Annotated in this window: 13 protein-coding genes and 1 tRNA gene; 6 read left to right on the top strand and 8 right to left on the bottom strand. The window is 61.1% G+C overall.

The features are described 5' to 3' along the window. The first annotated feature begins 5 nt into the window (after window positions 1-5). Window positions 6-2,477 carry a TIR domain-containing protein gene (locus KG722_RS05240; RefSeq protein WP_213270365.1) on the top strand — a complete coding sequence of 824 codons (2,472 nt, stop codon included), beginning with the start codon at window positions 6-8 and terminating at the stop codon, window positions 2,475-2,477. 377 nt (window positions 2,478-2,854) lie between these two features. Here KG722_RS05240 and KG722_RS05235 read toward each other — a convergent pair whose 3' ends face one another. From KG722_RS05235 to KG722_RS05225, 3 genes are all read right to left on the bottom strand, one after another. Beyond that, window positions 2,855-3,121 (bottom strand): hypothetical protein, encoded by a 267-nt coding sequence (locus KG722_RS05235; protein WP_213270362.1) that lies wholly within the window; start codon window positions 3,119-3,121, stop codon window positions 2,855-2,857. 126 nt (window positions 3,122-3,247) lie between these two features. Continuing rightward, complete coding sequence (locus KG722_RS05230; protein ID WP_213270359.1) at window positions 3,248-4,441, bottom strand: integrase arm-type DNA-binding domain-containing protein; 1,194 nt, start codon at window positions 4,439-4,441, stop codon at window positions 3,248-3,250. 185 nt (window positions 4,442-4,626) lie between these two features. Continuing rightward, window positions 4,627-4,710: transfer RNA gene (locus tag KG722_RS05225), tRNA-Leu, on the bottom strand. 77 nt (window positions 4,711-4,787) lie between these two features. Between KG722_RS05225 and KG722_RS05220 the strand changes: the two genes are divergently transcribed. Together KG722_RS05220 and KG722_RS05215 are read left to right on the top strand one after the other, a co-directional pair. Further along, window positions 4,788-5,420 (top strand): exopolysaccharide biosynthesis protein, encoded by a 633-nt coding sequence (locus KG722_RS05220; RefSeq protein WP_213270356.1) that lies wholly within the window; start codon window positions 4,788-4,790, stop codon window positions 5,418-5,420. Window positions 5,421-5,468: 48 nt separating this feature from the next. Next, complete coding sequence (locus KG722_RS05215; RefSeq protein ID WP_213270353.1) at window positions 5,469-5,987, top strand: disulfide bond formation protein B; 519 nt, start codon at window positions 5,469-5,471, stop codon at window positions 5,985-5,987. Here the strand turns inward: KG722_RS05215 and KG722_RS05210 are convergent. From KG722_RS05210 to KG722_RS05190, 5 genes are all read right to left on the bottom strand, one after another. Next, window positions 5,972-6,439 carry a DUF3429 domain-containing protein gene (locus KG722_RS05210; protein ID WP_213270350.1) on the bottom strand — a complete coding sequence of 156 codons (468 nt, stop codon included), beginning with the start codon at window positions 6,437-6,439 and terminating at the stop codon, window positions 5,972-5,974. The genes KG722_RS05215 and KG722_RS05210 overlap by 16 nt on opposite strands. 3 nt (window positions 6,440-6,442) lie before the next feature. Next, window positions 6,443-7,606: an acyl-CoA dehydrogenase family protein gene (locus tag KG722_RS05205; protein ID WP_213270347.1), complete on the bottom strand. Its 1,164-nt coding sequence runs from the start codon at window positions 7,604-7,606 to the stop codon at window positions 6,443-6,445. A gap of 272 nt (window positions 7,607-7,878) precedes the next feature. Then, a complete protein-coding gene (locus KG722_RS05200; RefSeq protein WP_213270344.1) occupies window positions 7,879-8,178 on the bottom strand; it encodes a family 43 glycosylhydrolase in 300 nt (99 codons plus the stop codon). Beyond that, complete coding sequence (locus KG722_RS05195; RefSeq protein WP_213270341.1) at window positions 8,150-8,617, bottom strand: family 43 glycosylhydrolase; 468 nt, start codon at window positions 8,615-8,617, stop codon at window positions 8,150-8,152. Before KG722_RS05195 ends, KG722_RS05200 begins: the two co-directional genes overlap by 29 nt. Window positions 8,618-8,784: 167 nt before the next feature. Then, window positions 8,785-10,656, bottom strand: coding sequence for a DUF885 family protein (locus KG722_RS05190; RefSeq protein ID WP_213270339.1), 1,872 nt, complete (start codon window positions 10,654-10,656; stop codon window positions 8,785-8,787). 102 nt (window positions 10,657-10,758) lie between these two features. Here KG722_RS05190 and hemC point away from each other — a divergent pair, with 102 nt between their 5' ends. From hemC to KG722_RS05175, 3 genes are all read left to right on the top strand, one after another. Next, window positions 10,759-11,724 (top strand): hydroxymethylbilane synthase, encoded by a 966-nt coding sequence (gene hemC / locus KG722_RS05185; protein ID WP_213270336.1) that lies wholly within the window; start codon window positions 10,759-10,761, stop codon window positions 11,722-11,724. Further along, window positions 11,721-12,434, top strand: a complete 714-nt coding sequence (locus tag KG722_RS05180) for a uroporphyrinogen-III synthase (RefSeq protein ID WP_213270333.1) — start codon at window positions 11,721-11,723, stop codon at window positions 12,432-12,434. Before hemC ends, KG722_RS05180 begins: the two co-directional genes overlap by 4 nt. A gap of 69 nt (window positions 12,435-12,503) precedes the next feature. Next, entirely contained in the window at window positions 12,504-13,571 is a 1,068-nt protein-coding gene (locus KG722_RS05175) for a hypothetical protein (protein WP_213270330.1), read from the top strand.

Below are 13,571 nucleotides of genomic sequence, written 5' to 3'. Positions count from 1 at the left end.
ACGCCATGGCCCACGCGGTGTCCCCTAAACCCGTTAATGCCACAATGGCCGCTCTTCCGCCTGAGGAAACCAAGGTATTCCTCTCCTATTCCCGCAAGGACGCGGCAATGCTGCAGTGTATTGTCGGTGCACTGATTACCCATCCGGAGTTCCAGCCGGACTTCGACAAGGCCGAGCATGATCCGGACCGCGTCAGTGTCGGTATCTCGGCCGACGAACCCTGGTGGCAGCGCCTCGAAGAAATGATAGCAGGCGCCGAGGCGATGGTATTCCTCGTCTCGCCCCATTCCGCCGCCAGCAAGGTCTGCGACGAAGAAATCGCCTACGCCCAGCGGCTCGGCAAGCGGATCGTTCCGATCCTCGTCGAAACCGTCGATTTCTCAAAGCTGCCGCCAAAGCTCCATTCGTTAAATATTGCCATCGACTTTACCGAGGGAGGCCCCGGTTTCGATGAGGCGATGATACAGCTCATACGCGTCCTGGCAGTGAATGCTGCTTGGCTGCGCGAGGGACGGCGCTATGCCGAACGAGCAGCCGACTGGGATCGCAAGGGACGGCAGAAAGGAAACCTACTCCCGCCAGGCGCTTTCGATGAAGCTGAAGCGTGGGCTTCTCGCCGCCCTAGGAACGAACCAGAGCCAGGCGAACTCTTCATTGCCTGGGTTGCCGCAAGCCGCGAATCCATCCGTGCTCAGCTTGAACTGGAAAAAGCTCGTCTCGAAGAAATCGCAGCATTGCAAAAGCGCCGCGCCCAAGCATTGCAGCGTGGTCTCATTGTTAACTTGGTCTTTCTTGCCCTCGTCGCCGCCTCGATCTATGGCGCAGTGCTAGGTTTCCGGCAATTGCGAGTGGTACAATCTCGAAGCCTCATCACTGCGGCTCTAACCGCCGAAGAACAGGGCATGACTGGGCGCGCGATACGACTTGCACTGCTTGCATCCGAAGGCGATTGGCTACAACCGCCCTCGCCTATTGCACCAACGATTGCCGCAGAGATTGTGCTTCGAACAGATTGGTTTCGTCCCCTTGATGGGCATGAAGTCGAAGTCGCCTCTGCTGTTTTCTCTCCGGACGGCGCAAGTATCCTTACAATCACCTTTGATAACGATGTCCGCATCTGGCGCGAAGGCGTCGATGGCAATTGGACCGACGTAAGATTCCTGGGCGATGGACATGCGGTCTTGTCCGCAACGTTTGCTCCAGACGGCTCTAGTGCTTTGGTTGAGGTGTCACCGGACGGCATTGCAAGGGTCTGGACCGAAGGCGAACCTGGATCGTGGACAAATACGCCGCTTGAAATGAACCAAACTGAAATCCGCCCAGCTACCATCTCCGATGATGCTATCGGCATGGAGACTGACGGCTGGGCCGAGTATCTCGCTTTGGTCGATCTGCAAGAGTTGTTGCTCCCAGAAAGCGCTGTAGTATCGGCTGCAATCTCCGCGAACGGCAACCGCATCGTGACAGTCTCAGGGCACAAACACCCCCGAGTGTGGCGCGAGGGCGATGACGGCTCTTGGACCAGTGAAATTCTCGACTGGAATGGGGGATCAGTCGATTACATCTCAATTTCCCCAAACGGTACTTTTATTCTCGCCGCCTCCGAAGATGGCACGACACTTATCTGGAGAGAGCAACAGGACAACAATTGGCAGACCATGTCCCTAGACGGGCAAGAGACCTCCATCACCTCCTCTGCATTTTCACCGCGCGGCGATAGCGTCGTCATCTCATACCGCTGGAGTAACACTCCTGAGATTTGGCAAGAGAAAGAGGATGGCACATGGCAGCGCACTCCCCTTGAAGGGCATCAAAGCTCGATCAATTCGACTGCGTACTCCCCCGACGGAACAAGGTTCATCACAGCCTCACAGGATGGCACTGCGAGAATTTGGCAAGAGGGAAAGGATCTTATGTGGCAGAGCATCCCACTCAGCGATCATGAGAACTTCGTCACCTCCGCCATCTTCTCACCGGACGGGACGCAAATTGTAACAGCCTCAGGCGACCACACCGCACGAGTCTGGAGTGAGCGAGAGGACGGAAGTTGGCAGAGCACCCTCCTTGAAGGGCATTGGGATGATGTTGTATCAGCTACTTTCTCTTCAGACGGCACTCGAATCGTGACTACGTCTAGCGACACTACAGCGCGCGTTTGGAAAAGAAACGAGGGCGGGGACTGGTACGGCATTCCCCAGAGAGAGACTGCGAGTTGGCTAAACTCAGAGCTGATTTATTCCGACAGCAACCTCGCCGCGTCGATCTGCCGTGATCAGATGGATTTTAACGCTGTCAAATACCGAGATCTACATACGGGCCAGACTCGAACTGCATACCCAGCCTTGTTGATTACTGAGGCGGATATATCGTCGTTCGCGATCGTCCGAGATCGGGTCGGAAGCACGGCTGGATACGACGTCTGCAAAAAGCACCAAAACCCGGATCCTTGGTGGTTAGCGCTGTTGTTCTGGCTCTAATTCAATTTGCGGCGGAGGTTCGAATGTGATCACGAACTTGGCCCAAGAATCATACCATGGCCGACGCTGTTCGAGATAGTCCGTGCACTGATAGCCGCGCTCCACAGCGCCGCCCGGTTTGTGCTGCACCTTATCTTCAATCTGATCGAGGTGAAGAAAACGGACCAGCTTCAGCCGGTGGCCCTTCAAGATCAGGGGGGATTACCACGGGATGCCGCCTACACTGTTTCCACATAGCCATCACCGAGCGCTTCGCGCATCAGGCTCGCGCCAATAAAGGGTGGGTTGCGCACGATAAAATCGGCCTTCGGCCAGGCGCGCGGCTTGGCGCTGTCAAGGTTGGTGATCGCCCGCCGCGCCTCCGGGTCGGGAACGCGCTAGCCGGATAGCTCCAACATCGCGTCGCAATGCTCGATATTATGGAAGTCCTGCAGAACCACGTCGCCTTCACCGGCCTTGCCCAAGGAGCGGTATTGACATTGCAGATAGCCGATCCCCAGCACCAGCTCCGCCACTTCCTTGGCCCATACATTGATCTCCAGCCCCAGAAACTGTTTCGGGGTAGCCGTCAGCGGCTCAAGTGACCTGTTTCCAGAAAACTGGACCGTTCGATTGTAGCCTTGTTCAATGGTCCGGATTTGCAAGGCGATACTTGTCCTCAAGTGGCATTTCGCCCGCGTTGTTGGGGGGCGAAGGCATGGCCTCCGCACCCACAATTTGTTGCGGCAATCCAGTCGTGACCAAGCTTTATGTCGCGCAAGAGGGTAGTATCAGTTGCCAACACTTTCTGCTGGTAGCACCTGCCCCGCCCACCATTCCGCCATCTTCACGCGCTCATCCCAATAGCGGGCGCGGTGATAGGCGCGGCGCACTTCATTGCTCCCCAAATGGCCAAGTTCGGCTTCAATCGCGTCTTCATTCCATTTGCCGCTTTCGTTCAGCAGGCTGGACGCGCTGGCGCGGAAGCCATGAGGAACATGTTCAGCCTGGGTGTAGCCCATCCGGCGCAGGGCGAGCGTCATTGTCGCTTCGCTGATCGGCTTGCCGGGGGATTGGTGAGAGGGAAACACCATCAGGCTGTTATTGTTCAGCGCCTGAAGATCCTTCAGCACGCCAATAGCCGCGCGGGAGAGCGGTTTTACATGCTCGCGCCGCATCTTGGCCCGCGTGGCCGGGATTGTCCAAGTGCCATTCTCAAGGTTATACTCTTTCCAATAGGACAGGCGCAGCTCCCCCGGCCGGGGATAGAGCAACACCATCAGCTTGAGCGCGGCCTGGGTTTCCGGCGTGCCGTCATAGGTCCAGACATGGCGCACCAGCTCAAGGAAGGCCGCTTTCTCTGTAACAGCTGCCCGGTGGGTCACCTTTGGCGTGATGATCGCCCCGCGCAGGCCAAAGGTCGGGTCATTTTCTGCCCGCCCCGTGGCGATGGCATAGCGGAACACCTGCCCCACCACGGCGCGCATGCGCACGGCGCTTTCAAAATGGCCCTTCTCTTCAAGGCGGCGCAGGGGCTTGAGGATTTCGGCGGCGGTGATTTCGCGAATCTGCCGCTTGCCAAGGTCAGCTTCAGCCATCTTCAGAAGCCAGCGCTTCTTGGTGAGCGTGCTGGCCGAACGCCCTTCCTTCTCTGCCCGCGTCAAAAATTCCTCTGAGAGAGCTGAAAAGCTATCCTTCAGCAAAGCCCGGCGCTCTTCCTTGTCCGCCTTTGCCTTGGCGCCGGGGTCTATCCCGTCCTGAAGCATGCTCTTGGCTTCCTGGCGCTTCTCCCTAGCCCGCGCCAGCGACGTTTCCGGATAGCTGCCAAGGGCCAACAGCTTCTGCTTGCCTTCAAAGCGATAGGCGAGGCGCCAGAGTTTCGAGCCAAGCGGCGAGACCTCAATGAACAAGCCGCCGCCATCAGATTTTCGATAGGTGCGGTCTTCCGGCTTGAGATTCCGCAGCTGGGTATCGGTCAGAGGCAAGGGCGCACCGTTGTTGGTAGATTGTTGGTATCTCGTTTTCAGATACCAACACAGATACCAACAAAATTCCCGGATGCCAACGCACGGCTTTGGAGCGCCTCGGACTCAATCGGACGCTAAACCTTGATTTTATTTACCTATTTTATTGCATTTCGGACTATCTCGGACCGTCTGAAACTGTCTGATGGTGCCCCTGGCCGGACTTGAACCAGCACTCCTTGCGGAAGCGGATTTTGAATCCGCCGCGTCTACCATTTCACCACAGGGGCCCCCGTTTGCAGGACGGCCAAACTCCTGCCGCAGAGGGAAGTGATATGTCAATCTCTCTGCTATACTGAAACCCGCCATGACCACGCCCATTACCGCTGAACCCGAGCGCACCCTGTTGCAGACCATAGAACTTCTGGCGCAGGCCGCGCCGGAGGAGGGCTTCTCGTTGCGGGAAATCTTTGACCGGTTGGATGAGAGCGCCTTTGGCGCCGGCCTCTTCCTGTTGGCGCTGCCCTGCTGCATTCCGTTCCTGTATGGCGTGCCGCAGGTGGTCGCCCTGCCGATGCTGGCCCTAGCCTTCCAGATGGTGATCGGCCGGGAAGAGCCCTGGCTGCCCGCCACCCTCGGCAAGCGCAAGATCGACCGCAAGGGGCTGACCCAGATGGCGACCGGTGGCCGTAAGTGGTTCGGCTGGATCGAGGCCATCATCCGCCCGCGCTTCAGCGTGATTACCGGGCGGCGTTCGGAGCGCGTCATTGGCCTCTTCCTGTTTGTCTTCTCCGCCTCGATCCTGACGCCACTGCCGATGACCAATACCGTGCCGGGCATGGCCGTTGCCGTCACCGCGTTCGGCCTGATGCAGAAGGACGGGCTGGCAGTCACCGCCGGCATCATCCTTGGCACCGCCTGGGTCGGCGCGCTGATCACCGGCGCCTTCCTCGGGCTCAACATCATCACGCACTTTTCCTCCGCCCTTCTGGGCTCGTGACACGCCGCCGCATTGCGTAAGACTGGCTTTGGCGCCGAAGGTTTACGGATGCAGCTGATCAAGACTGCCCTGACAGGCTGGCGCTGGCCCGCCCTCGCCCTTGCCGCCTCGGCTCTGATGCTGGCGGCCGCCCATGCGTTCGAGACGTTTGGTGGCCTGCCACCGTGCCCGCTCTGCCTGCGGCAGCGGGAAGTCTACTGGGCGCTGATCGCCATGACGCTGACCGGGCTGGCCTGGTGGCGCTTTGTACCCAAGCGGCGCTTTCTTGTGGCGCTGAATGTGTTGATCGGGCTTGTTTTCGGCGTCGGCGTTGTGGTCGCGGCGTATCATGCAGGCGTCGAGTGGTCGATTTTTCCGCCCCCTTCCGGCTGTTCGGCCGGGCCGGCGGTTGATCCTTTTGCCATCGGCAATCTTGAACAGACCTTTGAACTACCAGCCTGCAATGACGCGCCGTTCTACATCCTCGGCCTCTCCATGGCCGGTTGGAACGGGGTCATCTCGGCGGCGCTGGCAGGCATCAGCTTTGCGGCGGCAACCATTACGCTGCGCAGCTATCGCGCCGCATAGGACGCGGCTGCCGCCCCAAGCGAGAGAACCGCGCCTGTAGCCGCAATGATGCGCAGCCGGCGGAACCAGCGCGGCAGTCCGGCGCCATCTGCGTCCCAGTAACCCTGCAAGATGTGGGCAATGGCGGCCATGGCCAGAACGGGCCATAAAAATCCGGTCAGACCACCGACCAGGACAAGGGTCCACCCGGCAAGCGCGCCCAGGACCGAAAGCACCAGGATCGGCGCGCGGGGAATGCCCCCACTGCCCTGCGCATTGATTTCAGCGCCCCAGCGGACCCCGCCGAGAAAGCTCAGGATCAGGGCAGAATAAACCAGCAGCGCCTGCGCCACCTGCCCGCTCAGCACCGGGTCGGCGCGAAGCATCCAGAGCAGCCCGGCCGGGACGGCAAAGGGCACAAGCCCAGCAAGCGTCAGCCAGAGGGCAACGGTCGGAATTCCAAACTGACGCATGTTTCAGAGCCCCAGAACCTTGCGCGCGATGATGTTCTTTTGAATCTCATTGGTGCCGCCATAAATTGACTGCGCGCGCCCTGCAAAATAGGTCGCCACGTCGCGCGGGGTAGTGGCCGATGAGGCACCGCGATGGCCGACATGCACGCCTGCTGCATCGAGAAAGAGCTCGGTGATCTGCTGATGGGTCTCTGTGGCGAGAATCTTCACCGTGGAGGCCGCGTCCCCCGGGGTGCCGCCTGCGGCAACCGCTGAAAGGATACGGAACACCGTCATCTCAAGTCCGTCTACGGCAATTTCGGCCTGCGCCAGGCGCATGGCAAAGCCCGGATCATCTATCAGGCGCTCATTACAACCTGCAGAGCCTGCCGTTGCCAGCGCGCGGACATGGCGCAGCATCGCGCGCTTGCCGCCGATGCGGGCGTAAGACGTGCGCTCGAAGCCGAGCAGGTATTGGGAATAGGTCCAGCCCTTGCCCTCCTCCCCGATACGGTTTTCTTCGGGCACCCTCACATTGTCGAACAGCACTTCGTTAAGCGCATGGGCCCCGTCGATGCTGATGATCGGTTTCACGGTCACGCCAGGCGCATTCATCGGGCAGCAGATGAAGGAGATGCCCTGTTGCTTTTTTTCTCCCCGGCTGGTGCGGGCGAGCAGGAAAATCCAGTCGGCATGCTGAGCCGCAGACGTCCAGATCTTGTGCCCGTTGAGGATGTAGACCCCGTCGTTCAGCTCGGCGGCAAATTCAAGGCTCGCGAGATCTGAGCCCGCGCCGGGCTCCGAATAGCCCTGCGCCCATCCTGTGGACCCGTCACGAATGCCCGGCAGCCACCGGTCCTTCTGCGCCTCTGAGCCGAAGGTGTAGATCACCGGGCCGACATAGACCACGCCCATCGGCGTGACTGTCGGCACGCCGGCTCGTTCCAGCTCCTCATCGAAGACATACTGCTCCTCGATGCTCCAGCCGGGTCCACCCTGTTCCTTCGGCCAGGCTGATGCCAGCCAGCCTTTCGTGCCGAGCGCCATTTCCGAACGGCGCACATCAGCCGTGGTCAGCGGCAGTCCAGCCTTGTACTTTTCGATGATGTCCCGGGGAAACTCTGTCTCAAACCAGTGGCGGACATCCCGGCGGAAATCCTCGACATGTGCGCTGAATTTAAGGTCCATTGCGTTTACCCTCTTCTGGCCGTGAAAAAGAGAAAGCGCAGTGCTGGTCTCTGGCAAGCCCTGCCCCAGCGTCGCAGGAGAGATCAGCTGTCACTGAGGCAGTGGCAGGGAGAGGCTGCCATCGGTGGCCACGACCGGACGAATGGATCCGTCCGGATTGAAGAACAGCGGCTCTGCGCGCACCGACCAGCGCCCGAGGGCGCCGCATTATGGGAGAAGAGAAACCAGGCGCCTTTGAGCTCCACGATCCCGGGATGAATGGTGAAGCTGTTTTAGGCGATGCCCATGATCTTGCCGCCAAATGTCCAGGGCCCGGTCACTGAAGGCGCGGTGGCACAATAGATACGCTCCCAATCATACTCGGCCGCACCTCTGCCGGCATAGGCGCGATAGTAGTGCCCCTCCCGCTTGAAGAGCCATGGCCCCTCAACAAAATGCGGCATCGGAACCCGCCGGATTTCACCGGCGAGGCTGATCATGTCTTCTGCAAGAGGCGCGGCATAGAGAACCGAGTTCCCTCCATAGAGCCAGACGGTGCCGTCATCAGCCGCAAACGCGGTCGGGTCGATCATCATCCCACCAGTGCGGCCCGACCGGCGCACCCCTGGTGCGCACAAGCGCCGAGCCACGCGCATCCTGCAAGGGGTCAGCCGGGCTGTCGGCTCCGGCACCACCGTTCGCCTTTCCATGATCGGTCTCGTCATGCTCGACCGTCGTGTAGAACCAGAAACGCTCATCCTTCTCGATGACTTCCGATGCCCAGGCGTCCCGGCTCGTCCAACTGAAATCCTCCGGACGCAGAACGGGTCCGTGATCGCGCCAGGTTACCAGATCCTCGGTCGAATAGAGCAGCCATTCAGCGATGCGGAACATTTCACCTTCGCCCGCCTCGTCATGGCCGACATAGAGATAGAGCCGCCCGTCATGGACCATCGGGGCAGGATCTGCGGTAAACTTGATCGGTAATGATCGGGTTGCTGCCATTCCGGCTGGCAACAGGCAGGTCGGCATACGCATTTCTTATCGAGCTGCACCCAACCAGGGCCACAACAGCCAGGACAGGCGCGTCAAGTTTCTTTTGCTAGCAATACCAATTCCAGTTTTCCTGAAATGAAAAAGCCCTCCCCGGTCATGCCGGGAAGGGCTTGTCTCACACGGCCTGCAGGCCAGGATCAGGATCAGCCGGCGGCTTTGACCTCTTCAATCCAGCGATCGACTTTGGCTTCGAGCATGGCGAGCGGGAGCGCCCCGCCGCCGAGCACGGTGTCGTGGAAGGCGCGGATGTCGAACTTGTCGCCCAGTTCGGCTTCGGCCTTGGCCCGCATTTGTTGGATTTCGATCATGCCCACTTTGTATGCGGTCGCCTGACCCGGCATCACGATATAGCGCTGTACTTCTGAACGCGCCTGGCCTTCGGTGATCGCCGAATTGGCAAGGAAGTACTGCACAGCCTGCTCTTCGGTCCAGCCTTTGGAGTGGAGGCCGGTATCGACCACAAGACGGATCGCGCGCCAGATTTCCGAGCCGAGGCGACCAAAATCCGAGTACGGATCAGTATAGGTTCCCGGCATTTCCTTGGCGAGCTTTTCCGAATAGAGGCCCCAGCCTTCCGAATAGGCCGTAAACCCGGCCTGCGTGCGGAACTGCGGCACACCGGTCAGCTCCTGGGCAATCGAGATCTGCATGTGGTGACCCGGCAGGCCCTCATGATAGGCGATCACTTCCAGCTCGCCCTTGGGCATGGATTTCATGTCTAGAAGGTGAGCGTAATAGATGCCCGGACGCGATCCATCCGGCGTGCCCGGATAGTAATGCTGTGCGGCGCCCGCCTGCTCGCGGAAGGGCTCCACACGCTTCACTACAAGGTCGGCCTGGGGCAGGATGCCGAAATAGTCGGGCAACACAGTCTTGATCTTCTCGATCGCGGCTGTGGCGTCATCGATATAGGCCTGACGGCCTTCGTCGGTGTCCGGATAATAGTGTTGCGGGTTGTCCTTGTCATCGCGGATGCTGGTGAAGAACTCGTTCAACGTGCCTTCAAATCCGACCTGGGTCTTGATAGCTTCCATCTCGCCATGAATGCGATCAACTTCCGAGAGACCGAGATTGTGGATTTCGTCTGCCGTCATGCTGGTCGTCGTCATTTGCGACAGCATGAAGTCATAGAAAGCGGCGCCGTTAGGCTGGGTGCTGATACCCTGCGGCCCGGTTGGATCGGGAGAGTTTGCAAGGTCTTCCTGCGCAAAGGCGATGATGTCCCTGTAAACCGTCTGGAAATCGCCGGCGAGGGCGGCTTCGGCTTCGGCGATCAGCGCGGTGGCTGTCTCCGGGGTCGTCTTGCCTGCGTCTACCAGGGCCTGAACATCTGTCTTGAAGTCGGCGAAGACCGCGCTGTCCGGACCGTCCGTAAACGGCGCGCCGGTGATCAGCTTCTGCGATTCGGCGATTACGGCCTCATAGGCAAACTTCGGCGCGTGCACGCCCTTGCCAGCCTTGTCCTTTGCCTGCGCCAGGAGTTCCTGCAGGCCCCGGGCGCCTTCGGAGATACGCTTCAAATAGGCGCGGGCATCGGCCTCATCGTCGACCGAATGGAACTGCATCAGGAAGGTCGGCACAAAGGTGTGCATGCCGCTCATCTGGTCGAAGATCAGACCGTTGTCGCGGAAGTCGACGGCCTTGGCAGCGCGCTCATACTGGTAAATCCAGAGATCGTAGGAATCCTTGTCGGCGGCAGAAAGCTGCTCGTAATTGAAAGTTGCTCTCAACTCATCGACGGCCGCTTTCGCTTTAGCCAGCTGCTCATCCTGGCAGGCGATGGTAAGGCAATCGATCTGGTCATTCTTGTCCTTGCGGCCAAGGAAGGTCAGCTGGACCGGGCTATCCTGCAGCTGTTCTTCATATTTGGCATCGAACCAGGCGTTCAGCTGCTCGCTGAGCGCGGCCTGTTCTTCAGCGGAAAGCTCGGCCGGGGCGGCCGGTTGTGGCGTCTCCGGCGCGCACGCGCCGAGTACGAAAACGAGGGCGAGAGCAGACACAGCGCTGCGCAACATGGGGAATCCTCCGGGGCATTTGCCGTAAAACGATAAGAGTGGGTACCCCTCCGGGATTGCGGCGTCAATTGGCAAGCGCGATTTCCCCCGCTAGGGAGGATTATGACCAAGATTGACACGACAACAGGCGTCACACGCCTACGGCTCGGAACGCGCAGCTCTCCGCTGGCGCTCGCCCAGGCCAACCAGATTGCTCACGACCTGAACGCCGCTTCGGACGGCCGGTATGAGTGCGAAATCGTCAAATTCACGACGACCGGAGACCAGCTCACAACTGAGCGGCTGATCAATTCCGGCGGCAAGGGCCTCTTCACGCGCGAGCTCGACGACGCTCTTTCGCGCGGCGATGTCGATCTGACCGTACACAGCCTCAAGGATGTGCCGTCACTGCTGCCAACCGGCCAGATGTTTGCCGCCTTCCCGCAAAGGGAAGACCCCCGCGACGGTTTCCTCTCGCATAAGGCGACCTCGATCCGCGACCTGCCGGAAGGCGCAAGGCTGGGCACCGCTTCGCTGCGCCGGGAAGCCCAGTCCCTTGCGCTCCGCCCAGACCTTGAAGTCGTCACCTTCCGCGGCAATGTCGCCACCCGCATGCGCAAGCTGGAGGAAGGCCTTGCGGACGCAACCTTCCTCGCCATGGCAGGCCTCACACGGCTAGGCCTCGCCGATGTGGCCACTCCGATTCCACTGGAAGACATGCTCCCGGCCGCTGCGCAGGGCATCATCGGGGTCGTGACGCGCGATGATGCGGATACGGAACTCGTCGAGACGCTCGGAAAACTCTCGCACGGACCCAGCCGCGCCGCCGCCATTGCCGAGCGCGCCTTCCTCGAAAAACTCGATGGCAGCTGCCGCACGCCCATCGCGGCCCACCTCTTTGACCGCGGCGAGGAGTGGGAACTGATCGGTGAAGTGCTCACCCCCGGAGGCACCGCTCGCTGGCGCGGGGACGGGATCTGCCGCAAGGACGCAACCGACGCGCAGCTCGTCCTCCTTGGCCGCGCGGTGGCTCAGGAAATCATCTTCGCCGCCAAGGAAGCCCTGCCCATCTTCGGAGACGAGCGGTGAGCCTGGCGGTGATCGTCACACGCGCCCAGCCCGGCGCGGACGATACCGCCGCCCACCTTGCACAGCTCGGCTACAGGGCGATCCTCTCGCCGATGCTGAAGATCGTGGACACTGGCCTTGACCGGGCAACGCTGGAAGGTGTGACCGAACTGGTCTTCACCAGCGCCAATGGCGTACGCGCATTTCTTACGTCCAGCGCTGACGCTGCCAGCCTCACAGCCTGGTGCGTCGGCCCCGCCACATCTGCGGCTGCGCGGGAGGCTGGCTTCGCGAACATTGTCGAAGGCGATGGCGATGCAGACGACCTTGCCCGGCTGATCTTCACCGCAAGGTCAGAACTTGCCGGCCCGCTGCTGCATATCGCCAATGACGCGGCCGCCGGCAACCTTGTCGCAACACTCCGGGCAGCTGGCCTCGATGCCCGGTTTGAGGCCGCCTACCTGACACAGGCCGAACCCGCCTTGACAGCGGATGCCCTAAGCGCCCTGTCAGTAGGTCCGGCGATCGTGCTCGTCCACTCGGCCAAGGGCGCCGCCGCGCTGGCTGCATCTGGCGCGCCGATGGACCACGCCGGAATCGTTGCCATATCCGCGAACGCTGCCGCGCCGCTTGAAGCGCGCGCCCATGCTGGTGTCTGGATCTCCGCCCGGCCGAATGAAGAGGCGTTGATGGCTGCCCTGCACGAAGCTGCCGCGATATTGCAGGCCTGACCCGCTCGCTTTGCCGCAGGGCCGCACTGTGCCACACTCCCGCCCAAGTATCAGACCACCAAAGGCGACATGACAGATACCAGCACGACAGGTCCGGAATTGCCCGAAGAGCCAATCGACGCTCAGTTCGAGCCGGCGCCTGATCCACTGCCCCCTGCGGCAAGGTCTGCTGCTCCCGGATGGGGCGGTGTCGCCATCGCTGCCGCCATCGCCGCGCTTATAGGCGCAGGCGGGGGCATTTTCGGCCGCGACCTGATCCTGCCCGGCAAGACCTCTGCGCTGGAAGCAGAGATTGCCGAACTGGCCGCGCAGCAAGCCGAATTCGAGCGCCGCATCAGCGAAATGCCCGAAGCGTCCGATGACCTTTCCAGCCTGATGGGTGATGTCAGCAGCAATTCCAGGGCGCTGAACGAACTGCTCGCCAGCGGCGCCGGCATCCCTGCCGTCGAGCGCCTCACCGCCCGCATAGAGGCGCTCGAAAGCATCGAGCCCGGCGACGGGGCCACGCCCACAGAAGCCCTGCGCACGATAACCGCGCTGGAAGCCAGGATCACGGCTCTGGAATCAACTGCCGCCACCGCGCCTGCGCCTATCCCGCAGCCAGCCGCTGAGCCGGAAGAAGACCGCCAGGCAGAAGCCGCTCTCGCCCTTTCCGCCATCGAGAGCGCGACGCGCCGGGGAACAGGTTTCGAGGCCGATTACCGCATACTGCGCGCGGCCGCACCCTCCAACCAGACAGTCCGCCGTCTCGCGCCCTATGTCAGCGGCGTACCCACCTCCTCAAAGCTGCAGGCAGACTTCGCCGGGATGCGCGCCGCCGTCAGCGCAGCGGGCAAGACAGATGCCGCCGCGCAGGTGCCCCATAGCCAGCTTTCCTGGCTGAACCGCGTGTTCGGAGACGCGGTGACCGTGCGGCCCGCCAATAAGCGGGAGAACCCCGTCACCACAGCCCTGGACGCTTCCTCCAAGGCGCTTGCCGACGGAGACCTGGCCGCCAGCGTGAAAGCCCTCTCAACCCTTGAAGGCTCTGCCGCACTCGCCGCGCAGGACTGGACCCGGCAGGCAAACCGTCGCATCACGCTCGAAGCAGTGCTCGAAGACGTGCGCCTGAGCCTCAGCGAGCCGGAGAACGAGTAA

It is taken from the genome of Hyphomonas sp., from assembly GCF_018402285.1.
Taxonomy (GTDB): domain Bacteria; phylum Pseudomonadota; class Alphaproteobacteria; order Caulobacterales; family Hyphomonadaceae; genus Hyphomonas.
This window is presented reverse-complemented; position numbering and strand designations above follow the sequence as displayed.

Excerpts from the sequence above, each read along its gene's own strand:
- KG722_RS05240 (WP_213270365.1), top strand. The coding sequence starts at position 6 with ATGGCCCACGCGGTGTCCCCTAAACCCGTTAATGCCACAATGGCCGCT.
- KG722_RS05220 (WP_213270356.1), top strand. The coding sequence starts at position 4,788 with ATGACCACGCCCATTACCGCTGAACCCGAGCGCACCCTGTTGCAGACC.
- KG722_RS05215 (WP_213270353.1), top strand. The coding sequence starts at position 5,469 with ATGCAGCTGATCAAGACTGCCCTGACAGGCTGGCGCTGGCCCGCCCTC.
- KG722_RS05210 (WP_213270350.1), bottom strand. The coding sequence starts at position 6,439 with ATGCGTCAGTTTGGAATTCCGACCGTTGCCCTCTGGCTGACGCTTGCT.
- KG722_RS05205 (WP_213270347.1), bottom strand. The coding sequence starts at position 7,606 with ATGGACCTTAAATTCAGCGCACATGTCGAGGATTTCCGCCGGGATGTC.
- KG722_RS05200 (WP_213270344.1), bottom strand. The coding sequence starts at position 8,178 with ATGATCGACCCGACCGCGTTTGCGGCTGATGACGGCACCGTCTGGCTC.
- KG722_RS05195 (WP_213270341.1), bottom strand. The coding sequence starts at position 8,617 with ATGCCGACCTGCCTGTTGCCAGCCGGAATGGCAGCAACCCGATCATTA.
- KG722_RS05190 (WP_213270339.1), bottom strand. The coding sequence starts at position 10,656 with ATGTTGCGCAGCGCTGTGTCTGCTCTCGCCCTCGTTTTCGTACTCGGC.
- hemC (WP_213270336.1), top strand. The coding sequence starts at position 10,759 with ATGACCAAGATTGACACGACAACAGGCGTCACACGCCTACGGCTCGGA.
- KG722_RS05175 (WP_213270330.1), top strand. The coding sequence starts at position 12,504 with ATGACAGATACCAGCACGACAGGTCCGGAATTGCCCGAAGAGCCAATC.